This is a genomic window from Pseudoxanthomonas putridarboris (assembly GCF_038321125.1).
In the GTDB taxonomy this organism is placed as follows: domain Bacteria; phylum Pseudomonadota; class Gammaproteobacteria; order Xanthomonadales; family Xanthomonadaceae; genus Pseudoxanthomonas_A; species Pseudoxanthomonas_A putridarboris.
Genome location: NZ_JBBWWT010000003.1, coordinates 388560 through 412530 on the forward strand (window position 1 = coordinate 388560; position 23971 = coordinate 412530).

Sequence of the window (23971 nt, forward strand, 5' to 3'; positions counted from 1 at the left end):
GACAGCCTTCATCACGACCGTTTTCGACCACAGGATGGGCGCCGCACGACACCGGCCCGCAGGCCCGGTGCGCGCGATGCTGTCGGTCAGGACGACGAACCTTCGCCGCCTTTCTCGATGGCGGCGCGCAGGCGTTGCCGCGCTTCCAGCGCCGCACGGCCATGGCTGAGGTGGGAATTGAGCGCCGCCAGCCGGTGCCGCCACTCGCGCGAGATCTGCCAGTCGGCCAGCCGCATCATTTCGCCCGCCGCCGCCGCCAGCTTGACCAGGCCCAGGTTGCTGGCCACACCCTTCAGCGCATGCGCGTGCTCGCGCAGGTGTTCGCCGTCGCCGCGTTCCATCGCGTGCGCCATCGCGCCGATGCAGCCGTCGGCATCGTTGAGACATTGCTCGATGAACTCGCGCTCGAAGGTTTCGCCCATGCCCAGCGCGGTCAGTTCGTCCAGCACGCTGACGTCCAGCACGCCATCGGACACCGACAGTTCGGCGCGCACCGGCGCGGCGTTGCCGGCATTGGCCATGACCTTGCCGTGGGTGGCGATGTCGGCCAGCGCATCCAGCAGGCGGGTCGCCACGACGGGCTTGGCGAGGAAGGCGCGGGCGCCCGCCTGCTCGCAGCGCTGGATCGATTCGGGGGTGACGTCGGCGCTGAGGATCAGCACCGGCGTGCGGCTGCCGCTGCCGGCTTCCATCACGCGCAGTTGCTTCAACAGGTCCAGGCCGCTGAGGCCCGGCATGTGCAGGTCGCAGATCACCGCGTCGTAGCCGGCGGATTCCAGTGCGTTGAGCACGTCCTCGCCGCCGTTGACGCAGGTGATGCGGTGGCCGGCCTTCTGCAGCAGGCGCTGCACGACCATGCGGTTGGCTTCGTGGTCGTCGGCGACCAGGATCTGCATGCTGCGCACGCGGGCGCGATGGCGCAGGAACGGATCGGAGAAGGCGATGATGTTCTCGGCGGCCGCGGCCTCGGATTCCTCCAGCCAGTCGGCATGGCCTTCCACCGCCGGCACCATGACGCGCTCGGGCACGGCCTCGAACGGCAGTTCCACCCAGAAACAGCTGCCGCGCTGTCCGTTGCTCTCGAAGCCGATGGTGCCGCCCATGGCCTCGGTCAGGCCCTTGGCGATGGTGGTGCCCAGACCGGTGCCGCCGTAGCGGCGCGACAGGCTTCCGTCCGCCTGCTCGAACGCCTCGAACAGCCGCTCGCGCAACGCCACCGGCACGCCGATGCCGGTATCGGTGACGGTGAAGCGCAGCCGCACCTGCTTGCCGTCCGCCAGCGTCGGCGCGACCGCCAGCCGCACCTCGCCCTCATCGGTGAACTTGACCGCGTTGCCGACCAGGTTCAGCAGCACCTGGCGCAGGTGGCCGGCGTCGCCGCGCAGCTTGGCGGGAATGGCGTCGTCCACATGGCCTTCGTAACGCACCTGCTTGCCGCGCGCCTGCGGCATCAGGATCAGGCCGATGCTCTCGACCAGTTCGCGCGGCGAGAACTCCACCACGTTGAGCTTGAGCTTGCCGGCCTCGATCGCCGAGATGTCCAGCACGTCCTCGACCAGGCCCAGCAGCGTGCGCGTGGACGCCTGGATGGTGGACAGGCATTCGCGCTGCTCGCTGTCCAGGCGGGTGGTGGCCAGCAGTTCGGACATGCCCGCCAGGCCGTTCAGCGGCGTGCGGAACTCGTGGCTCATGTTGGCCAGGAAGCGGCTCTTGGCTTCGTTGGCGCGGCGCGCCTCGTCGGTGGCGCGGGTCAGGTCGCGCAGCAGGCCCGACAGGTACATCGGCACCGCGATCAGACCCAGCACCAGGCCGATGCCCAGGGTCAGGTTGCGGGTCCAGTAGTCGCTCATGCCGACCACGCAGGCGAACGCGGCGCTGGCCATGCCCACCGCCACCACCAGGTAACGGTTGCCGTAGCGCAGGCCGTTGCCGACCGTGATCCACATCAGCACGACGTAGGCCCACGACAGCGGCTCGCCCATGCCGATCATGGCCGCGGCCAGCAGGCCGTAGTCGGCCACCATGCCCAGCGCGCGGCGCGCATGCGACTTGCCCGGCTGCACCAGCAGCCAGGCGAAAATGCCCATGCCGTTGACCAGCCCCGACAGCACGATGGCCAGGACGATCCCATGCTCGCCGGCCGGCAGCGCGGCGCGCGAAGACGGCAGCAGCGCGTAGGCCAGGATGATCGAGATCACCCCGATGCGCACCAGCGCTTGCCCGTGCTCGCTGTCGGGCCGGTTGGCCAGGCGATTCTTCACCCATGTGGTCAGGTTGGCCATCATTCACTCCATCCCTGGACGGCTCTGCACCGTCGAATAGCGCTCGCAGATGTCGTCCAGCCGCGCCCGCCCGCGGATCAGCGCGTCGACACATGCGGGATCGAACAGGCGACCGCGCTGGGCGTACAGGTAGGCCAGCGCCGCGTCCTTCTCCCAGGCCTTCTTGTACGGGCGCGGCGAGATCAGCGCATCGAACACGTCCGCAACCGCCACTATCCTGGCTTCCAACGGGATTTCCTCGCCGACGAGGCCATCCGGATAGCCGCTGCCGTCGTAGCGCTCGTGGTGGCGCAGGGCGATGATCGCGCCGGCCTGGATGAAGCGGTTCTGGCTGCCCGACAGCAACTGGTGGCCGATCTTCGGATGGCGGCGCATGACCTCGGTCTCTTCCGCGGTCAGCGGGCCGGCCTTCATCAGCACCGAATCGGGAATGGCGATCTTGCCCATGTCGTGCAGCGGCGCGGCCATCTCGATGGCGCGCACCTCGTCCTCAGGCAGGCCGAGCTGTTCGGCGATCAGCCCGGCCACGTGCGCCATGCGCTCCAGGTAGGCGCTGGTGCCGCTGTCGCGGAATTCGATGGCGCGGGCCAGGCGCGACAGCGTCTCGCGCTCGCGCTCCTCCACCTCGTGCATGCTGGACAAAAGGCGCTGCTCCAGCGACAGCGCACGCTGCTTGACGTTCTCGGACTGCTGGCGCAGTTGCAGCAGGTTGCGGCAACGGGCGCGCAGTTCGCGCGGACGCACCGGCTTGACCAGGAAGTCGATGACGCCGGCTTCCAGCGCCGCCTGGCGGATCGGCTCGTCGCCGACCACAGTGATCAGGATGATGGCGATGTCGCGGTGCATCGGCAGGCGGCGGAAACGGCGCGCGAATTCCAGCCCGTCCATGCCCGGCATGCGGTAGTCCAGCAGCAGCAGGTCGGTGCGGTTCTTCTCGCACCATTCCAGCGCGGCCAGCGGATCGCCGAAATCGTGGACCGTCAGCTCGGACGCGATGTCCTCGATGACATGGCGCAGCATCGTGCGCGCAGACGTCTGATCGTCGACGATGACGATGTTCAATGCGCTTCCTACCCCTTGGGGCCACATCAAGTGGCTGTCGGGCAAGGATACTCCGGCGATGGCGGCGCTGGCATCTAGCATGTCGGTAGGCCTGGTCGATGGCGCGGGCCCGGGCAGGGACCGCGATCCATGGAGGGGACCGATCTGAATCCGGGGGCCCCCTCCCCTGACTTCCATCGGCGCGCCGGACGGAATATTGACCATCCGGCGCCTGAAGTCACGCAGGAAGCGTGCCAGCCGGTGCCAATGAGCCGGGCGCTGGTACAAAAGCCACCTCCATCACGCAATGATGCGGGTTTCAGGGCCGCATGCGGCCCGGTATGGCCTGGGGACACGGTATACGGGACATTTTCCCTCCGTGGGATGGACCCGGCACGTCACCTGTACCGGGCTGGGTTCTGCCCTCCCGCGTCACTATTTTGACGCGGCCGGCGACCCTCAGCCGTGGCTTTCCGGCCGCATGTACGGGAACAGCAGCACGTCGCGGATCGAATCCGAGCCGGTCATCATCATCACCAGGCGGTCGATGCCGATGCCCAGGCCGCCGGTCGGCGGCAGGCCCACCTCCAGCGCGCGGATGTAGTCGGCGTCGAAGTGCATGGCCTCGTCGTCGCCGCCTTCCTTGGCCTGGACCTGGGCCATGAAGCGGGCAGCCTGATCCTCGGGGTCGTTCAGCTCGGAGAAGCCGTTGGCGATCTCCTTGCCGTTGATGAACAACTCGAAACGGTCGGTGTAGCCCGGATCGTCGTCGTTGGCGCGGGCCAGCGGCGAGACTTCCACCGGATGGTCGGTGATGAAGGTGGGCTGGATCAGGGTGTGCTCCACCGTCTTCTCGAAGATCTCCAGCAGCAGCTTGCCCCAACCGTACGACGGCTTGACATGGATCTTCAGGCGCTCGCAATGGCGCGCCAGCGCATCGCGGTCGGTGCAGTCGGCGGCGCTGATGTCGGGGTTGTGGTGGCGCACGGCCTCGTCCATGCGCCAGCGGCGGAACGCCGGCTCCAGGTCGATCGCCTGTCCTTCCCACTCCACCTCGCCGGTGCCCAGCACTTCGTGGGCGACGTCGCGGATCACCGCCTCGGTCAGATCCATGATCTCGGTGTACGTAGCGTAGGCCTCGTACAGTTCAAGCATGGTGAATTCGGGGTTGTGGCGCGTGCTGACGCCCTCGTTGCGGAAGTTGCGGTTGATCTCGTACACGCGCTCCAGCCCGCCCACGACCAGGCGCTTGAGGTACAACTCCGGCGCCACGCGCAAGTACAGGTCCAGGTCCAGCGCGTTATGGTGGGTGGCGAACGGCTTGGCCGCCGCGCCGCCGGGGATGTAATGCATCATTGGCGTTTCCACTTCCAGGAAGCGGCGCGCGTCCAGCCATTCGCGGATCGCGCGGATGATGCGCGAACGCTTGATGAAGACCTCGCGCGCTTCCGGCGTCACGATCAGGTCGACATAGCGCTGGCGGTAGCGCTGCTCCACGTCCGACAGGCCATGCCACTTGTCCGGCAGCGGGCGCAGCGACTTGGTCAGCAGGCGCAGCGATTCGGCCCTCACCGACAGTTCGCCGGTGCGTGTGCGGGTCAACCCGCCTTCGACGGCGACGATGTCGCCGATGTCCCAGCCCTTGAACGCCTCGTAGGTATCGCCCAATGCGTTGGACTGCAGGAACAGCTGGATGCGCCCGGATTCGTCCTGGATCTGCACGAAGCTGGCCTTGCCCATGACCCGCTTGGCCATCAGGCGGCCCGCCAGCTTCACACGGCGGCCCGCGGCTTCCAGCGATTCGGCCGTCCACAGGTCCTGGTCGGCGTACTGCGCATGCAGGTCGCCGGCGTAGTCGCTGCGGCGGAAGTCGTTGGGGAACGCGATGCCCTGCCCGCGCAGCGCCGTCAGTTTGGCGCGACGCTCGGCGATGAGGCTGTTCTCGTCGGCGTGGGTCTGCGGCGCGCGGGTCTGGTCGGTCATGTTGTTCGGATCAAGGAATGGGGGGCTTGCAGGAGCGCCCTGGGGCGCGATGCTCTTGCGGTGATTATCGGCCAAAGCATCGCGGCCGAGGCCGCTCCTGCATGGGCGAATATCAGGCGTCGATGCGTTTGGAGCCGGCTTCCAGGCCGGATTTCAGGCTGGCCTCGACGAACTCGTCCAGGTCGCCGTCCAGCACCTTCTGCGTGTCGGTGCGCTCCACGCCGGTGCGCAGGTCCTTGATGCGGCTCTGGTCCAGCACGTAGTTGCGGATCTGGCTGCCCCAGCCGATGTCGGACTTGGTGGCTTCCACCGCATCGCGCTCGGCGTTGCGCTTCTGGATCTCCAGCTCGTACAGCTTGGCGGCCAGCATCTTCATCGCGTTGTCGCGGTTCTGGTGCTGGCTGCGGCCGGTCTGGCAGGCCACCACTATGCCGGTGGGCACGTGGGTGATGCGCACCGCCGATTCGGTCTTGTTGACGTGCTGGCCGCCGGCGCCGGACGAACGGTACACGTCGGTCCTCAGGTCGGCCGGATTGATGTCGATGTCGATGTTGTCGTCCACTTCCGGCGACACGAACACCGAGGTGAAGCTGGTGTGGCGGCGGTTGTCAGAATCGAACGGCGACTTGCGCACCAGCCGGTGCACGCCGGTCTCGGTCTTCAGCCAGCCGTAGGCGAAGTCGCCTTCCACCCGCAGCGTGGCCGACTTGATGCCGGCGACGTCGCCGCCGCTGGCTTCCATCAGCTCGGTCTTCCAGCCGCGCGATTCGCACCAGCGCAGGTACATGCGCAGCAGGATTTCCGCCCAGTCCTGCGCCTCGGTGCCGCCGGCGCCGGCCTGGATGTCGACGAAGGCATTGGACGCATCCATCTTGCCGGAGAACATGCGCTGGAATTCCAGCTTGTCCACGTGCGTGGCGTAGCGTTCGACATCGTCCACCACGGCGCGCGCGGTGTCCTCGTCGTTCTCGCTCTCGGCCAGTTCCAGCAGTTCCAGCGCGCCCACCAGGCCTTCGTCGATGGTGCGGATGCCGTTGACGGTCTTGTCCAGCAGCGAGCGCTCGCGGCCCAGGGCCTGCGCGGTTTCGGGGTTGTTCCAGATGTCGGGGCTTTCCAGCTCCCGGTTCACTTCTTCCAGACGCTCGCGCTTGGCGTCGTAGTCAAAGATACCCCCGGAGCGAAGCCAACCGTTCCTGCAGGTCGGCGATGCGCTGGCGGACGGGATTCAGTTCGATCATGGTGCGGCAAAGGTGGGGTCGGGTCGGCCGGAAAGGATACCAGAGCGCCGCCCCGGCCGGATTTCCGGCGGCGGCCGGCGGCGAAAACGGCCCGCGCTGCGATTCCGGAACAGGAATTGCAGAGACTGACAGGCCACGCCGCCCCTGCCGGAACCGGAATGCCCCTTTCCCCTCCCCTGCCCGTCCTCCTCCCTGCCTCGCTGTTGCTGACCCTGCTGTTCTGGCTGCTGCCGGCGCGTGCGGCGGCGGCATCGGAGCCGGCTGCATCGCCGCACGAGGAACAGGTCTCGCGCTGCCTGAAACTGCGCCGCGACGAACCCGCCACCGCCGCCGCGCTGGCCGAATCGCTGCTGGCCACGCCGGGATTGGCGGTGGAGGATGAACTGAAAACGCTCAGCTGCCTGGGCATCGCCGCCGGCCTGCTGGGCGAGGACGCGCGCGCGACGCAGGCCGCGGCCCGCATGGAACGGCGGGTGCGGGCCAACCCGCAACTGCCGGCGGAATTCAGGTTGCGCGCCTATTCGCAGGCGGGTTCGGTGTATCACGGTGCCGGCCATATCCACCGCGCCGAGGCCGCCTACCTGCAGGCCTACGCCATCTCCCACCAGTTGGACGAGCGCGAAGCGGCGCTGATCCAGGCTGCCACGCTGACCAACGTGGGCCTGATCCACTCCGACTACCTGGATTCGCCCGATGTCGCCGACGGCTACTACCGCAAGGCCTTGGCCGCCGCCGAATCGGTGGGTCTGGAAGACCCGCTGATCCTGCACAACCACGTGCTCAACCTGGTGAAGCTGGGCCGCGACGCCGAGGCGCTGGCCGCCATCGACGAAGGCGAAGCCATGGCCCTGCGCAAGGACAGCCTTTCGGTGCTGCAGCGCCTGCGCGGCGAACGGGCCGGCATCTGGATCCGCCAGGGCCAGTGGGCGCGGGCGCGTCCGCTGCTGGAAACCGTCGTCCGCGCACAGGAAGCCAGCGCCGACCGGCCGGCGCTGGCCGGCTCGCTGGCCAAACTGTCCACCCTGCAGCGCCTCACCGGCGAACCTCTCCCGGCCCTGCGCACCGCCGAGCGCGCGTGGCGGCTGGTGGAAGGCACGCCGCAACCGCAGAAGCAGCGCGAGGTGCTGCTGGCATGGATCGGCGCGCAGGCCGCGCTGGGCCAGGCCGAAGAAGCGCTGCAGACCGGCCAGCGGCTGCATGCGATCGAGATGCATGCGCTGAAGCAGCAACGCCTGGAACTGCTGGCCGACCTGCAGGCGCGCAGCGCGAACGCCAGCGCGCAGCGCGAACTGGAACGCCTGCGGCACGAAGCGCAGATCCGCACCCTCAACGACGAGAAGTCGCGGTTGATACGGCACGCCGGCGCGGCCCTGCTGACGCTGCTGGTGATCGCCGGCATCGCGTTCGGCCTGCTGCAGCGGCGCAAGAACCGGCAACTGCGCGCCGTCAGCGCCACCGACCTGCTGACCGGACTGAAGAACCGCCGCGCCGCCACCCATTCTTTGCAGGAGATGGCCACCCAGCGCAACCTGCCGGGGATGCGCCATGCGCTGTTCCTGATCGACATCGACCACTTCAAGCAGGTCAACGACACCCATGGCCACCACGCCGGCGACGAAGTGCTGGTGGAACTGTCGCGCCGGCTGCGGGATGCGTGCCGGCCGGGGGACCTGGTGGCGCGCTGGGGTGGCGAGGAATTCCTGGTGGCCTGTCCTGACCTCCAGCCTGCAGAAGCCTGCACGGTCGCGGCACGGCTGCACGCGGCGATGGGCTGCACGCTGGAGCTGTCGCCCGGGCAGCCCTGGCCGCTGACCGTTTCGCTGGGATTCGCGCCGTTCCCCTTCTTCGACGGACGGGACGACAGCGCCGGCGCCGGCTGGGACTACGCCATCCGCATGGCCGACCGTGCGCTGTATGCCGCCAAGGACCACCGCGACGCCTGGGCCGGCCTGTGGGGCCTGGCGCTGCCCGCCGGCGTCCGCGCCGATGCGCTGCTGGAACAGCCGGAACAGGCCGTGCGCGACGGGACGATCGACTTCATGGCCAGCCATCCCCTGGAGCGGCGGCCGGTCTAGGGCCTGCAACGCCACCGGGACAGGCCCTGGCGGCTTCAGTCGCCGGTGCGCATCCGCAATTCACTGCGGTGGCGGCGGCTGCAGGGCAGCACGGTACCGTCCTTCAGGTGCAGGCGCGCGTCGCCGGTATCCAGCGGTTCGATCGAAGCGACCTGGTCCAGCGAGACGATGTAGCTGCGATGGATGCGGGCGAAGCGCCGTGGGTCCAGCCGCGCCTCGATGCCGGCGATGGTGCTGCGCAACGGATAGTCATGGCCGCGCACACGCAGGTTCACGTAGTTGCCGGCCGCCTGCATCCATTCGATGTCGTTGGCCGCCACCAGGAATTCGCGCCCCAGCTTGCGCACCAGGAAGCGTTCCGGCCGGTCCACCGGCTCCACCGGAGGGCCTTCGTCCGGTTCGGCCAGCAGGCTGGCCTCGCCCTGCCAGCGGCGCAGCAGGGTCCGGTAGCCCTCGATCACGATCACGATCAGGGCGAAGCTGCGGATGTCCTTCAGGTATTCGTAGAGCAGCTCGCGCGGCCACGGGCCGAAGTAGTACTCCATGCCCTGCGCGCGGTACGCCAGTTCGCGCAGGGCCACCATGCCCAGTACGTGCACCAGGCAGATCGCCACGCTGGCCCCGAGGTAACCGGCCAGCTGCCGGCGCCAGTCGCCCCAGTGGAACGGGAACCGGTGGGTGTACCAGGCGATGGCCGGGACCAGGACCAGCAGCCACATCAGTCCGCTGGTGATCTCCCAGACCGGCGGCTCCCAGCTCTGGATACTGGACGGCCAACGCCGGATCTCCATCAGGGTGGTGATGCTGTTGCCGGCGCAGTTGGCGCCGATCATCACCACCCAGAAGCCGATCTCGACCCAGCGCTTCCACGGCAGGTAGCGTTCGTAGCTGAGCGAGTCCGGTGCGGCCATCGGCGCATTCTAAACCGAGGGCCGGAGCATCCGCCCCCGGTTCGTCCCAGCGTCCCGCGATTCGTCCCCGGCACGCCGCAGCGCGTCCCCACGCGCTGGCCGTCCTTCTTCCGCGCCGCGAACCTGTGCCCGGGATTCCCCTGGGAGAAGAACGATGCAACGCCGCCACGATCTGGACTGGGTCCGCGTCTGCGCCTTCGGGCTGCTGGTGCTGTACCACGTCGGCATGTACTACGTCAGCTGGGACTGGCACGTGAAGAGCCCGGACGCCGGCTCGGCGCTGGAGCCCTTCATGATGCTCAGTTCGCCGTGGCGGCTTTCGCTGCTGTTCCTGGTGTCGGGCGTGGCGACCGCGTTCCTGCTGGGCAAGGCGCAGCGGACGGCCGCCTCCACGGGAGACAGGGTGCGCTTCCTCGGGGGACGCTCATGGCGGCTGTTGCCGCCGCTGATCTTCGGGATGCTGGTCGTGGTGCCGCCGCAGTCGTACTACCAAGTGGTCGAACAGCTGCCGGGCGGCTACCACGAGGGCTTCCTGGTCTTCTACGGACGCTACCTGACCGCCTATCCGGGCTTCTGCGACACCGAAGGCGGTTGCCTGGCCATCCCCACCTGGAACCACCTGTGGTTCGTCGCCTACCTGTGGGTCTACACGGTCGCGTTGTGGCTGCTGTGGACACTTTCCCCCCGCGTGCTGGATGCGGCGGGCGGCGGACTCGCCAAGGCGCTGAAGGGCTGGGGCCTGCTGCTGTGGCCGATCCTGTTCTTCGCGATGGCGCGGGCCGCGCTGATCGGGATCTTCGATTCCACCCACGCCCTGGTGGACGACTGGTACAACCATGTCCAGTACTTCGGCATCTTCCTGCTGGGCTTCCTGATCGCGCGCAGCGAAGGCGTCTGGGCCGCTATGCAGCGCTCGCGCGGGATCGCCCTCGTGCTCTGGCTGGGCAGCTGGCTGGCGATCGTGACCTACTTCGCCCATTTCGTGGAGGTCGCGCCGCCGCAATGGCTGCGCCTGCTGATGCGGGCGGCGTGGGGGCTCAACCAGTGGTGCGCCATCGTCGCCATCCTGGGCTTCGCGCGCAGCCTCGCGCCCGGCGACGGCCCGGTGCTGCGCTACCTGGTCCCGGCGGTGTTCCCGATCTACATCCTCCACCAGACCGTCATCGTCGTGCTGGCGCACCACTTCAAAGCGTTCGGCCTGGCGCCGTGGATCGAAGGCCCGGTGCTGGTCATGCTGACGTTCGCCCTGTGCTTCGCCGGCTACGAGGTCATCCGTCGGATGCGCTGGCTGCGACCGTTGTTCGGACTGACGGCCGCCGCCCCGGCGACGCGTGCATCGTCCGGGGTGGACGCACGCGCCGCCTAGACCGGGTCCCTCGCTGCATGCGGGACTGCCGCTTGCCGGATAGCCGCCGCTCCTGCGGGAGCAGCGGCGATCATGACGCCTTCCGTGGCGCGGTCGGGGCTGAAGCCCCTCCTGCACCGCACTTCGTACATCCTCGCGACCCGAGGCGGAGGCATCGGCCACGTGTGCCCGGCCGGCCTACCTACTTTCTTCTTTTTTCCTGCCATCCAGGAACGCCAGGACCAGGATGCCCACCGCGCAAACGGCGAACAGCGCGCCGGTTGCGGTGCTGCCGATGTTCCCCATCAGCCAGGCGTACAGATCGACCATCATGGCAATGAACCGGTTGTCGTGGCCGGCGCCCAGGTCGTCCCCGCTGAACGCGTTGACCGACAACACGCCTAATACCGCAAAGACGAAGATCGCCGCAAACCACTTCATATGCACTCCTTGAACATGTCGACATTGCAGAAAAAAAACGAAACCCGGCATCGTCCCGCGGCAATCGCAGCGAAGTGCCACCCCATTGAGGCCGGCCTGCGTCTTGCTCCTTCATTCCACCTGGAACTCCCCGACCAGCACGGTTTCCGACTGCTCCTTCAGGCGCAGGGTCACCCGCTGCTCCTTCGCCTGCGGCGTGCCGAAACCTGTGGTCAGTTTCAGTTGCAGGGTAGTGGCGCCGGTGACCAGTTGCTGGCGGTCGCCGAAGAAGTTGGCCTCCACCGTGTACTTGCCGGGCTTGGCCTTGCGCAGCGAGAACTCCTCCGGCCCGTAGCCGCCGGTGAAGTCGTCCGACAACCGTCCGCCCTGCGCGGTGAGCGGGTTGTTGTAGTAGCACTTCTCGCCATCCGGATCGGTGACCCACAGGTCCATGTCGCTGTTGTCGCTGTCCCACGCGAGCACCACGCGCAGGTCGAGCGGCAGATGCTTCAGCAGGCGCGGGTCGGTGCGGCGGGTGTCGGGGCGCTGCGTGGCATTGACGACGACGTCGTTGAGTTCGGCCAGCGCGATCAGCTGGATGCCGCCGAAGCGGCCATCCCAATCGCCGGTCACCACTTCGTACAGCGCATCGACCGCCTGCTGCGGCTGGCCGACGGCCGCGTAGGCCAAGCCCAGGTCGCGGAAGCTCTGCGGTTCCTCCGGCGCCAGCCGCCGTACCTGCTCGAACAGCGGCACCGCCAGCGCAGGCTGCCCGGCCTGCATCAGGCGGTAGGCCAGCACGCGCAGGATGTGGCGGTTCTCCAACTGCAGTTCGGCCAGGTTGGAGAGCACGCGCAGGGCCAGCGCATCCTGCCCGGCTAGGAACAACAGGTCCGCCACGTCCAGGTAGAACGCGGTGCTGTCGGCGTGGGCATCGCGTTCGTCCAGGTAGAGGGCGTAGATCCGTTCCGGCGCGGCTTCGCGCAGGCGGCGCGCATAGGGCGAGTCGGGTTCCCACGGCTGCAGGGCGATGCCGATGCGCTTGCCGGTCGAGGCGGTGATCTGCACTGCGTCCAGCGTCATTTCCTTGCTGCTCTCCGCTTCCGGTTCGGCGACGACCGATCCGATGACCGTGACCTCACGCAGCGCTGCGCTTTCCGCTGCCTCGGCATGCGCCGTTGCAACGGCATCCTGTGCCCGCCGCTCCAGCGCTGGCGCCGGTGGCGTCGCTAGAACGCGTTGCGGCGGCGGCGGCGCGGCAGGCGTTGCGACAGGTGGCGGAGCCGCCACGGCAACCACGTCGGCCTGCTCCGGCACCGACTCCCTGCGACGCACACCCGATGGCTTCGCATTCCACCATGCGATCTTCTCCGCGAACGCCTCGGCCACTTCGTCGATGCGCGCTTGCCGGTCCTCGGCGGCTTCCTCCGTCTGTTCCGCTTTCAACTCCGCGAACGCTTCCCGCAATTCCTCCGGCGGCGCGATGTCGTAGCGAACGTAATCCTCCACCGTCTCCAGCACGATCAGCGACGTCTCCGGCGTGACCAGCCTGTAACGCCCGCCCAGTTCGCGGATGCGCGCGCGGTGGACATCGGGATCGGCGGACAGCCGGTCAACCCAGTAGCCGGCCCACAACTGGCCGATGGGACCTTCCTGCAAGGCATCGCGCCCATCCACCGGCAGCTCGACCGTTTCGACATGACCGTTACCTTGGCGATAGCGCATGGTCAGCGTGCCGCGGTCCTCGCGCAGCAGGCCGGCCACGCGGAACATCCCGTCGCGTGGCAGCGAGGATTCGCGCACCAGTTCTGCGCCGCCGGGCAACTGCTCCGACAGCAGGCGCGGACGTTCGTGCAACAGTGCCCGGGTGGCGTCGGCCAGCCGGGGCGCGGCGATGGCGATCGACTGGCCGCCGTCGCTGGCCTCGGCCCAGGCGCGCAGACGCACATCGTCGGCATGCGAACCGGCCGCGTGCAGGGCGTACAGGCGCTGCCCCGCCGCCAGTTGCGGAAACGACTGCGCGCCGTAGTTGCCCAGGCCATCGCTGAACAACAGATACTCGGGAATGTCGTCGCGCGGCGACCAGTCGCCGAGGTTGCTGGCGCCGTCGTATACCGTGTCGCGCAGCGCCTGTCGCAGCGCCGACCAGTCGCCGCCGCGCACGCGGAACGCCTGCGCGGGTTCGGCGCGGTCGCGCAGCCGGACCAGCGACACCTCGATGTCGCCGGCCGCGCGGAAGTACGCATCCAGCACCGCCAGTTCGCTTTCGACATCGCGCTTGCGCGCCGAGCCGGAGCTGTCCCACAGCAGGCCGATCCGGCCCGGCAAGGCGCGCACCACGGCCACGTCGTCCACCGGGATCTCGGCCAGGAAATGCGCCTGCCCGTCCACCAGTTGGACATGCACCTGCGGCTGCGCACGGCGCGGCACGCTCAGGCGCAGGTCGCCGCCGCGGAACGGCGCGGCGCGACGGACGACATGATCGCGATCGCCGCCGCTCAGGGCCGGCGATTTCCAGTGCGCCTCCCAGGCGTTGCCGCGGCGCTCGAACGCCACCGCGCCCAGTTGGCCGAGCATCACCGGCTTGCCTTCGCCCTGCACACGGATCCGCAGCGCGACCGATTCGGCGCCCCTGGCATAATCCAGCGGCAGCGACAGGCCCATGCCGCCGTCGCGCGAGGCGCGCGCGAATTTCGAGCCGGCGGTTTCGCGCGACAAGGGTTCGACGTAGGTCAGCCGCACGCGCCGGGTATCGCCGGCCGGGATCGGAAAGATGCGCAGCCGGAAATGGTTGCCGGCGGTCTGCTCCAGCAGCGCCGGATCGACCTGGCGGCGCTCGATGGCCTCGAACACCTGCTGGCCCTTGGCCTTCTCCACCGGCACCGCCGGGCGCAGGTGGCCGTCGAAATCCAATGCGAATCCGGTGATGCGCTGGCCGTCGCGCAGCGGGAAGTCGAGATGGCCTTCCAGATCGCGCGCGTTGGGGTTGAAGAAAACCAGATCGACGGTGGTCTGCGCCAGCCCGCCCACCACCACGGTGTCGATACCCGCCTCGCGCAACACGACGGGCGTTTCCGCACCACGCACCTCCAGCAGTGGTGGCACGATGGCGAAGACTTCCGTCCTGGCCTGGGCCAGCGCGGCGATGGCGGCCAGCGCCAACATGCCTGCGCTGACCAGTGCAATGGACTTCATATGTGACATGCGTGACACGCGACTCTCCCCACTCGGAATGCAATCCAACAGATCAACGGCCGATGGTAATGAATGGGGTTGCATGCCCCATGGCCACGCACGCGACCGGCAGGGCACAGCCGCGCCATGATGCACAACGAAATCACGGCACTACACGACGGCCCGACTTGCGGCTTCGTTTGCGGCTTAGTCCGGGGCTTCCCGCAGCCGCAGGCGATGGAGTGCGGATGAAACCCATCACCCGCTCTACGGCCGACACTCCGTACCCCAGCGTGAGTACGCCGTAGTACAGCACCGCCATCCACAGCGCGACATGCGGCTCATCCAGCAGCAGTCCTCCGTTCTTCTTCAGGCCGTGATGGCCGACCGACTCAAGATAGGCCCTGTCCAGTCCCATTTCCGGCAGCAGCGCATTGCCGAACACGCAGCCCATCATCACGAAGAAGTACAGCACGATGCGGCCCGCCAAGATGCCCATGGCACGGTCGTTGCCGAACGCCCTGGCGGCTGCGCTCGGCAGGACGAAATGCGACAGGAGCACGCCCGCCATCAGCGACCTCATCGTATCGGCGTCGATCAGCATCACATGAAAGGAATAGACGAAGCCCGCGAAGAACAGTAGCACTCCCAATCTTCCCAACCATGCGCGCGAGAACATGAACAACATCAGGTTCATCGGGTTGAGGATGAACTCGAACCCCACCAGCACCGCGAAATCGTAGACCCGGCTGGCGTCGCCCGGCGCGGGCGCCAGCAGGAACCGCATGCTGCACACGAACAGATAGACCACGCTGCCGGGCACCAGCACCCGCAACCACTTCGTCAACCCATGCAACGCGGTCGCACCGTGCATCATGTCCGGTCAAATAACATCAGCGCGGTATCCGCACCCTCGTCGCAACGCTCTTGCGCCAGCAGTTCGACCAGCACCAGCAACGCGAAGTACTCGCGCAGCCAGGTGTTGTAGCGCAGGTACAGCGGCGTGGGCGCGGCGCCCGCCCAGTGGGCTCATTCGGCCCGCACGGCGATCCGGTAAGGCCCGTGCCCGCCGCCCAATCCCGTCGCCACGATCTCGTAGTCTCCCGGCTCCAGATCGACCCCCAGGCGCGCATTGGACGAATCGCCGCCGTCATCGTCCTCTTCCACCACCGCACCGTCGCGCAGCAGGTAGAGATAGCTGTCCAGGTTCCTGGACGTCATGTCGATCACGTAGCGCCCGGCAGCAGCGACCGACAGCCCATAGCGATCCTTGCCGCCGGGCACCAGGCTGGCCTGGCGGGATTCTCCGGAGTACAGGCGCTGCCGGTCGGGCGACGGCGGTGGCGCGGTGGCGATGCCCAGCGTGAACAGCCCACCGCTTTCGTCGCTTTTGTACTTCGTCGCGGTCACCGTGTAAGTACCCGGTTCCAGTACCGTCACGATGCGCGCGTCGCTGCTGTCGCCGCCGTCGTCGTCCCACAGCCCGATGCCCGGGCCGGTCAGTTCGAGCTTCGCGTCGAAATCCCCGCTTTTCATGTCCACGGTGACGAGCGCGCGCGTGGGCAATGTGAAGCGGTACTGGGCGCTTTCGTTCCTCAGCAGGCCGGTGATGGGCGCCGCGTCGAGTTGCAGATCGCCGCCGTCCTGCAGACGGGTTCCGGTTGGAATCGCGACCTCGTTGCAGGCGACCTGGATCCGATACAGGCCGGCGGCACGATCGCCTCTCGACTCCTCCACCGAATCGGCCTTCAGCCGGTAGGTTCCGGGCTCCAGGAAAGTCGCGATGCGTGCGTTGGTCCCTTCGCCGCCGTCGTCGTTCTTCTGCGATATCCCATTGCCTTCCAGCGCAAGCACGGCATCGAATTCGGACGATCGCATGTCCAGCTGGCAACGCCCACTCTGTTTGATTCTCAGTTGGTAGGTCTTGCGCTCGCCTGCCATCATGTCGTGGATGTCGGCGCCCGGTTCCAGCACATCGCCCTGATGGATCGTCACCGGCTTCAGGCTCAGCGTGAAGGGGCCGTAGTCGCTGGGGTTCTGGCCGCTGACGGCCAGGGTGTAGCGCGCCCTGGCCGGGCTCAACAGCGTCACGACGTTGGAACGGCGGGAATCGTCTCCATCGCATTCCACCCTGCTGCGTACCAGGTCGATCGTCCCGCGTTTCTCGCCACTGGCCTGACTGAACAGGGTCAGGCGCCCGCAGAATGCGCCGGTGGCCTCGATCGCCACGGCCTGGTTTTCCGTCAGTTCGAAGGCGTACAACGCGCTGCGGCTGCCATCGCTGAAATTGACGCGACTGCCCGAGGTGATTTCGCCCTTCACCTGATCGCCCACGTTCAATTTGATTTCCTTGTCCGTGCCTGCGCCGGTACCGGTCGGCTGCCGCTGGCAGCCCGCCGCGGACAACATGAGCACGACGCATGCGCACACGCTGGCCGCATGTCGGGCGGTCGTTCTGACGATCATGGAACACCCCTGGTCAATGTGAGAAAAGGCCATGGGCTTGTGCCATGGCAATGCCGCGGCAATCTACCAAAACAGGATTGTGTTCAACGGCGGAACCCGGGCATGCGGTAAATGTGAGTTATGCCGCGTTGTTCTTTGCCTGCGTCTTGTTCTGTGACTTTCGCATCGGCATGGAGCGGCATGCAGATACGGCGCGTTCGAGAGGCTCGCCTTCGAAATCCCGTGTGGCTTTGCCGGGGAATGTCCGCCTCGACACGCCGCCTCCAAGCGGCGCTCGCCATAGCGCGCGCCTTGTCCTCTCTGCTGCGTGCGCAGGCCTTAGGCATGCGTCGCTTTCCAGTGGAAAAGCGCCGAAGAGTCTCGGGCTCAGGCCGCCGACCAGTGCCGGATCAGCAACTGGATGCCGCGGCGATTCTGGTAGTCGTCGGTATCCAACTGGTAGGCGACGTGGATCGCCGGCGGAGGCGGTTGCTGGTTCCAGCCGCCGAAGTGGATCGCGCTCAGCGGTTCGCGCCGTCCCGCGCAGCGCAGGCTCAACTTGAGATGGCGCTCGCCGACCACGCGCCAGTCCAGCACGTCGAAGACGCCATCGAACAACGGCTCCGGGAAGCCCTGCCCCCACGGCCCCGCGATGCGCAGTGCCTCGGCGTGCGCGCGGTCCAGTTCGTGCGGCAAAAGTTCCCCATCGCTGGGCAGTTCGGCCTGCAACAACGAATCGTCCAGCAGCGCGGCAGCCTGGCGGTGGAAGGCGTCGCGGAACGCCGGCAGCGCGCTTTCGTCCAGCGTCAGTCCGGCCGCCATCGCATGGCCGCCGAAACGCGCCATCAGGCCGGGCTGGGCGGCATCGATGGCCGCCAGCGCGTCGCGGATATGGAAACCCGGGATCGAACGCGCGGAGCCGCGCAACGTGGCGCTGCCCGGCTCAGCCGGCGCGAAGGCGACCACCGGGCGGTGCAGCCGCTCCTTCATCTTCGAGGCCACCAGGCCGACCACGCCAGGATGCCACTCGGGGTCGAACAGGCAGGGCGCCAGCGGCGGCAGGCCGCTGGCGCCGGGCTCCACGCGCGCAAGGGCGGCCTGCGCCTCGTCCGTCATCTGTTGCTGCACGCCACGGCGCTCGGCATTGATGCCGTCCAGCACGCGCGCCATTTCCTCGGCCTGGGTGGCGTCGTCGCACAGCAGGCATTCGATGCCCAGCGCCATGTCCTCCAGCCGGCCGGCCGCGTTCAACCGTGGAGCGATGGCGAAACCGATGTCGGCGGCGGTCAGGCGCGCGGCCTCACGGCCGCACACGCGGATCAGCGCCTGCAGGCCTGCGCTGCCCTGCCCCGCGTGCAGGCGGCGCAGTCCCGCCCCGACCAGCGCGCGGTTGTTGGTATCCAGCGGCACCAGGTCGGCGACGGTGCCCACCGCCACCAGGTCCAGCAGCACGGACAGGTCCGGTCCGCCGTCGGCGAAGGCGCCACGTTCGCGCAGCACGCGACGCAGCGCGAGCAGCACGTAGAACATCACGCCGACGCCGGCCAGCATCTTGCTGGGGAATGGATCGCCGCGCAGGTTCGGGTTGACGATGGCATCGGCCGGCGGCAACGCATCGCCGGGCAGATGGTGGTCGGTGACCAGCACCTGCCAGCCGCGCGCCTTGGCCGCGCCGATGCCGGCGTGGCAGGCGATGCCGTGGTCCACGGTGACCAGCAACTCGGGTTTCAGTGCGGCCAGTTCGTCCACCAGCGCGGGCGACAGACCGTAGCCGTGCACCATGCGGTTGGGCACCGCCGGCGTGACATGGCGCGCGCCGAGCAGGCGCAGGCCGCGCACGCCCAGCGCGCAGGCGGTGGCGCCGTCGCAGTCGAAGTCGCCGACGATGACGATGTGCCTGTCCGCCGCGATGGCGTCGGCCAGCATCGCCGTGGCCGCCTGCATGCCGCCCAGGGTATCCGGTGGAAGCAGTTGGCCCAGCCGCGGCTGCGCCTGTTCGGGCGTCAGCGCGCCGCGCGCTTCGTAGATCCGGCGCAGCAGCGGCGGCACCGTGTCGGGCCACTGGCCCTGGGCCTCGGCCAGGCGGCGGCGTATCCGCGGCGCGGGCGTCATGCCTGCACGTGGTCCGGGCGCAGCGTGTCCAGGCGCGGCATCGGCCTGCGCCAGAACCGCCAGCGCTGCTCGCGCCGCAGCACGAACTGCATGCCGTCCTCGAAGTCCAGTGTCAGCGCATCCAGTTCGCGCTTCGCCAACGCCGCCAGCAGTGGTTGCAATGCATCGTGGCAGAAGCGGTCCAGGTTGCGCAGGTGGCGAAGGTCGATCAGCGCGTCCACACCGCCTTCACCGTTGGCGTGCCCGGCGTCCACGCCCGCGGCCTGCGCCAACGCGCGCAGCAGCACGTCGTTGCCCTTCACCTGGCGGAATCCGGTACGCACGAAATCCGGCAGCACGCCGCCGCCCCAGAACCACAGCGAGTTGACCGGCGGCTTGCCCTGCGCCACGCGTTGCGCGTTCCACGGATGGTTGTGCAGCAGGATCTGCGCTTCGCTGAGCAGGGCGCGCCAGCGGCGGCCGGCGTCGCCCTGCGGCAGGTGCGCGAACAGGTCGTCGCCCAGCACCTCGTCGGCCGGAGCGAACTCGGGGAGTTGCGCCTCGCGCGGCAGGCGGAGATACCAGCGGGAAGGCTGCGGCGCGTCCAGCAGCAGGCCGGCGTCGCCGAACAGCGGCTTCAGGGCCGGCAACAGGCGGGCGGTGTCTTCCTCGGCCAGCGCCAGCGCATCGCCGTGGGCCAGCATCCGCGCACCGCTCATGTCCGGCGACACGCGGGCCGGGTCGGCGCGGAGCCATGTGTAGCCCGCCGCATCGCCGGCGTCGAACTGCCGCGTCAACGCGGCGACCGGCCAATGGTCCGGCACCAGCTGGAACTGCCGGCGCAATTGCGCCAGTTCGCCCGCCTCGGCCGCGCCGCGATCCGCCCGCCCCAGCGCGCGCGCCACGTCGGGCGGCAGCGCCTGTCCCACCAGGCGGGTGCGGGCGGGCAGCAACAGAGTGGCCAGCGCCATCGGGCTAGGGCCTGTCAACGCTATTGGGGCAGGTCACCTTGCCGTTCCCAAGCGGCCAGGGGTTCGTGCGTGGCGCAGCGGCAGGCTGGCCGCCTGTCCAAGCCGCGCACGGGCGTCTGGCCGCTTGGGAGCGGCAACCCTTCGGGCCGCGCCTGGATGCGCGTGGGACTGCGTCATCATTCGGTCTTGTATCGACATACATTCCCTCATTCTTCCTTGCCCCGCGCGCATCCAGGCGCGGCGTGGCCCGTCCCAATAGCGTTGACAGGCCCTTAACCCGTGTAGGAAACGCTGACGATTTCGTATTCGCGCTGGCCGGCCGGCGCATCGATGGTGACCGAGTCGCCTTCGTGCTTGCCGATCAACGCGCGGGCCAGCGGCGAGGAAATCGCGATCAGGCCCAGCTTGATGTCCGCCTCCAGGTCGCCGACGACCTGGTAGCGCTTCTCCTCGTCGGTATCCACGTCGGCCAGCACCACCCTGGCGCCGAACACGATGCGTGTGCCCGCGTTGAGCTTGGTGACGTCGATGATCTCCGAATGCGACAGCTCGCTTTCCAGCTGCTTGATGCGGCCTTCGATGAAACCCTGCTGCTCGCGGGCGGCGTGGTATTCGGCGTTTTCCTTCAGGTCGCCGTGCGCGCGCGCCTCCGCGATGGCGGCGATGACTTCCGGCCGCTTCACCGTCTTCAGCAGGTCCAGTTCCTGGCGCAGGCGCTGCGCGCCCTGCATGGTCAATGGGGCTCTCACCCTTGAAGCTCCTTGTGCAGTTCCTGCAACGCCAGCACCGGGCCCGTGCCGCGGTATTCCAGCGAATGCACCAGCGCCTTGGCGCCGGCTACGGTCGTTGAGTACGTGACGCGGTGCTGCAAGGCCTCGCGCCGGATCGAGAAGGAGTCGGCAATGGCCTGGCGTCCCTCCGTCGTGTTGACGATATACACGATTTCGCCGTTCTTGATCAGGTCCACCACGTGCGGGCGGCCCTCCAGCACCTTGTTGATCTGCTCGCAGGCCATGCCATGCTCGCGCAGCCAGGTGGCCGTGCCGGCCGTGGCGACGATGCTGTAGCCGCGCTCGACCAGTTGCCGCGCCACCGGCAGCACCCGCTTCTTGTCCGGGTCGCGCACCGAGACGAACACCTTGCCCACCGGCGGCGCCTTGATGCCGCCGGCCTCCTGCGCGCGCGCCATGGCGGCGCCGAAGCTGCGGCCCACCCCCATCACTTCGCCGGTGGAGCGCATTTCCGGCCCCAGGATCGGGTCCACGCCCTGGAACTTGGCGAACGGGAAGATCGCCTCCTTCACCGAGTAGTAGTCCGGCACGATTTCCTTCAGCGCGCCCTGCGCCGCCAGCGGCTTGCCGGCCATGCAGCGCGCCGCGATCTTGGCCAGCGGCATGCCGGTGGCCTTGGACACGAACGGCACCGTGCGCGAGGCGCGCGGGTTCACTTCCAGCAGGTAGATGATGTCGTCGCCGTCGTCGTTGGACTGGATGGCGAACTGGGTGTTCATCAGGCCGACCACGTTCAGCGCCTTGGCCAGTTCCACCACCTGCCGACGCAGCTCGGCCTGCGTCTTCGCCGACAGCGAGTACGGCGGCAGCGAGCACGACGAGTCGCCCGAGTGCACGCCGGCTTCCTCGATGTGCTCCATCACGCCGCCGATCAGCACCTGGCCGTCGGTGTCGGCGATGATGTCCACGTCCACTTCCACCGCGTTGTCGAGGAAGCGGTCCAGCAGCACCGGCGAATCGTTGGACACCTTGACCGCATCGCGCACGTAGCGGGCCAGGTCGGATTCGCCGTAGACGATCTCCATCGCGCGCCCGCCCAGCACGTAGGACGGACGTACCACCAGCGGGTAGCCGATCTCACGGGCCAGCGCCAGCGCCTCGTCGGCGTTGCGCGCGGTGCGGTTGGGCGGCTGCTTCAGGCCCAGCTTCTCGACCAGTTGCTGGAAGCGCTCGCGGTCCTCGGCCAGGTCGATCGAGTCCGGCGAGGTGCCGATGATCGGCACGCCGTTGGCTTCCAGCGCCTGCGCCAGCTTCAGCGGGGTCTGGCCGCCGTACTGAACGATCACGCCCTTGGGCTGCTCCAGTTCGACGATGGCCAGCACGTCCTCCAGCGTCAGCGGCTCGAAGTACAGGCGGTCGGAAGTGTCGTAGTCGGTGGAGACGGTTTCCGGGTTGCAGTTGACCATGATGGTCTCGAACCCGTCCTCGCGCAGCGCCAGCGCGGCGTGCACGCAGCAGTAGTCGAATTCGATGCCCTGGCCGATGCGGTTGGGGCCGCCGCCCAGGATCATGATCTTGTCGCGGCCGGTCGGCTCGGCCTCGCACTCGTCCTCGTAGGTCGAATACAGGTAGGCGGTGCCGGTGGCGAACTCCGCCGCGCACGAGTCCACGCGCTTGTACACCGGCTTCACGCCCAGCGCCTTGCGCAGCACGCGCACGGCGGCCTCGTCGGTGCCGGCAAGCTGCGCCAGGCGGGCATCGGAGAAGCCCATGCGCTTCAGGCGGCGCATGCGGCGCGCGTCGAGCGAGGCCAGGCCGTCGGCCGCGACCTGCTTCTCGTCGGCGATGATCTCTTCCATCTGGTCCAGGAACCACGGGTCGATGAACGACAGCGCATGCACCTGCTCCACCGTCATGCCGGCGCGGAACGCGTCGGCCACGTAGAACAGGCGTTCCGGGCCGGGCGCCTTCAGTTCGCGGCGCAGCGTGGTCAGGTCGTCCTCGCTGGCCAGGTCCAGGCCGGTGGGGTCGAGGCCGACCTTGCCGGTCTCCAGGCCGCGCAGCGCCTTCTGCAACGATTCCTGGAAGGTGCGGCCCATCGCCATCACCTCGCCCACCGACTTCATCTGCGTGGTCAGGCGGGCGTCGGCCTGCGGGAACTTCTCGAACGCGAAGCGCGGGATCTTGGTGACCACGTAGTCGATGCTGGGCTCGAACGAGGCCGGGGTCAGGCCGCCGGTGATCTCGTTCTTCAGCTCGTCCAGCGTGTAGCCGACCGCCAGCTTGGCGGCGACCTTGGCGATCGGGAAGCCCGTGGCCTTGGACGCCAGCGCGGACGAACGCGACACGCGCGGGTTCATCTCGATCACCACCACGCGGCCGGTCTGCGCGTTGATGCCGAACTGCACGTTGGAGCCGCCGGTGTCCACGCCGATCTTGCGCAGCACCGCGATGGAGGCGTCGCGCAGGCGCTGGTATTCCTTGTCGGTCAGGGTCTGCGCCGGCGCCACGGTGATGCTGTCGCCGGTGTGCACGCCCATCGGGTCCAGGTTCTCGATGGAGCAGACGATGATGCAGTTGTCCGCGGTGTCGCGGACCACTTCCATCTCGAACTCCTTCCAGCCCAGCACCGATTCCTCGACCAGCACTTCGGTGGTCGGCGACAGTTCAAGGCCGCGATTGACGATGTCGATCAGTTCCTCGCGGTTGTAGGCGATGCCGCCGCCGCTGCCGCCCAGGGTGAAGCTGGGGCGGATGATGGTGGGATAGCCCACGCGGGTCTGGATATCCAGCGCTTCTTCCAGCGTGTGCGCCACTTCGGCCTTCGGGCATTCCAGCCCGATCTCGGCCATCGCCACGCGGAACAGCTCGCGGTCCTCGGCCATGCGGATGGCCTCGCGCGAAGCGCCGATCAGTTCCACGCCGTGCTTTTCCAGCACGCCGTGGTCGGCCAGGTCCAGCGCGCAGTTCAGCGCGGTCTGGCCGCCCATCGTCGGCAGCAGCGCGTCGGGTTTTTCCTTGGCGATGATCTTCTCGACCGTCTGCCAGTTGATCGGCTCGATGTAGACCGCGTCGGCCATCTCCGGGTCGGTCATGATGGTGGCGGGGTTGCTGTTGACCAGCACCACCCGGTAACCCTCTTCCCGCAGCGCCTTGCAGGCCTGCGCGCCGGAGTAATCGAACTCGCAGGCCTGGCCGATGACGATCGGGCCGGCGCCGATGATGAGGATGGTTTTGATGTCGCTGCGCTTTGGCATTGCTTCA

Annotated in this window: 15 protein-coding genes; 2 read left to right on the forward strand and 13 right to left on the reverse strand. The window is 68.1% G+C overall.

Going from position 1 to position 23971, the window contains the following annotated elements; genetic code table 11:
• Nucleotides 1-86: 86 nt before the first annotated feature.
• The 4 genes from AAD027_RS09235 to prfB form a co-directional block, all read right to left on the reverse strand.
• Complete coding sequence (locus AAD027_RS09235; RefSeq protein ID WP_341725727.1) at nt 87-2282, reverse strand: ATP-binding protein; 2196 nt, start codon at nt 2280-2282, stop codon at nt 87-89.
• Nucleotides 2283-2285: 3 nt separating this feature from the next.
• Nucleotides 2286-3371, reverse strand: a complete 1086-nt coding sequence (rpfG, locus tag AAD027_RS09240) for a cyclic di-GMP phosphodiesterase response regulator RpfG (protein WP_341725873.1) — start codon at nt 3369-3371, stop codon at nt 2286-2288.
• Between the two features lie 411 nt (nt 3372-3782).
• Nucleotides 3783-5306, reverse strand: coding sequence for a lysine--tRNA ligase (gene lysS / locus AAD027_RS09245; protein WP_341725728.1), 1524 nt, complete (start codon nt 5304-5306; stop codon nt 3783-3785).
• A gap of 112 nt (nt 5307-5418) precedes the next feature.
• Nucleotides 5419-6544, reverse strand: a protein-coding gene (gene prfB, locus AAD027_RS09250; RefSeq protein WP_341725729.1) for a peptide chain release factor 2 whose coding sequence is annotated in 2 segments (ribosomal slippage) — nt 5419-6468 and nt 6470-6544 — 1125 coding nt in all. Because the reading frame shifts where the segments join, the coding sequence is not laid out codon by codon here.
• A gap of 158 nt (nt 6545-6702) precedes the next feature.
• Between prfB and AAD027_RS09255 the strand changes: the two genes are divergently transcribed.
• Nucleotides 6703-8619: a tetratricopeptide repeat-containing diguanylate cyclase gene (locus AAD027_RS09255; protein WP_341725730.1), complete on the forward strand. Its 1917-nt coding sequence runs from the start codon at nt 6703-6705 to the stop codon at nt 8617-8619.
• Between the two features lie 35 nt (nt 8620-8654).
• Here the strand turns inward: AAD027_RS09255 and AAD027_RS09260 are convergent, their stop codons facing one another.
• On the reverse strand, nt 8655-9530 hold the full coding sequence (locus AAD027_RS09260; RefSeq protein ID WP_341725731.1) for a LytTR family DNA-binding domain-containing protein: 876 nt from the start codon (nt 9528-9530) through the stop codon (nt 8655-8657).
• Nucleotides 9531-9684: 154 nt separating this feature from the next.
• Between AAD027_RS09260 and AAD027_RS09265 the strand changes: the two genes are divergently transcribed.
• Nucleotides 9685-10896 carry an acyltransferase family protein gene (locus AAD027_RS09265; RefSeq protein WP_341725732.1) on the forward strand — a complete coding sequence of 404 codons (1212 nt, stop codon included), beginning with the start codon at nt 9685-9687 and terminating at the stop codon, nt 10894-10896.
• A gap of 177 nt (nt 10897-11073) precedes the next feature.
• Here AAD027_RS09265 and AAD027_RS09270 read toward each other — a convergent pair whose 3' ends face one another.
• The 8 genes from AAD027_RS09270 to carB form a co-directional block, all read right to left on the reverse strand.
• A complete protein-coding gene (locus tag AAD027_RS09270; RefSeq protein ID WP_341725733.1) occupies nt 11074-11316 on the reverse strand; it encodes a hypothetical protein in 243 nt (80 codons plus the stop codon).
• Nucleotides 11317-11427: 111 nt separating this feature from the next.
• Entirely contained in the window at nt 11428-14490 is a 3063-nt protein-coding gene (locus AAD027_RS09275; RefSeq protein ID WP_341725734.1) for a VIT domain-containing protein, read from the reverse strand.
• A gap of 142 nt (nt 14491-14632) precedes the next feature.
• Nucleotides 14633-15343 (reverse strand): hypothetical protein, encoded by a 711-nt coding sequence (locus tag AAD027_RS09280; protein WP_341725735.1) that lies wholly within the window; start codon nt 15341-15343, stop codon nt 14633-14635.
• Nucleotides 15344-15498: 155 nt separating this feature from the next.
• Nucleotides 15499-16986 carry a PPC domain-containing protein gene (locus AAD027_RS09285; protein WP_341725736.1) on the reverse strand — a complete coding sequence of 496 codons (1488 nt, stop codon included), beginning with the start codon at nt 16984-16986 and terminating at the stop codon, nt 15499-15501.
• Nucleotides 16987-17301: 315 nt separating this feature from the next.
• Complete coding sequence (recJ, locus tag AAD027_RS09290; RefSeq protein WP_341725737.1) at nt 17302-19026, reverse strand: single-stranded-DNA-specific exonuclease RecJ; 1725 nt, start codon at nt 19024-19026, stop codon at nt 17302-17304.
• Nucleotides 19023-19976 (reverse strand): phosphoglycerate mutase, encoded by a 954-nt coding sequence (locus AAD027_RS09295; protein WP_341725738.1) that lies wholly within the window; start codon nt 19974-19976, stop codon nt 19023-19025. The genes recJ and AAD027_RS09295 overlap by 4 nt, the downstream gene beginning before the upstream one ends.
• 272 nt (nt 19977-20248) lie before the next feature.
• Entirely contained in the window at nt 20249-20713 is a 465-nt protein-coding gene (greA, locus tag AAD027_RS09300; RefSeq protein ID WP_341725874.1) for a transcription elongation factor GreA, read from the reverse strand.
• A gap of 8 nt (nt 20714-20721) precedes the next feature.
• The gene (carB, locus tag AAD027_RS09305) at nt 20722-23964 is read right to left on the reverse strand and encodes a carbamoyl-phosphate synthase large subunit (RefSeq protein WP_341725739.1); all 3243 of its coding nucleotides are present in this window, start codon (nt 23962-23964) and stop codon (nt 20722-20724) included.
• Nucleotides 23965-23971: the final 7 nt, after the last annotated feature.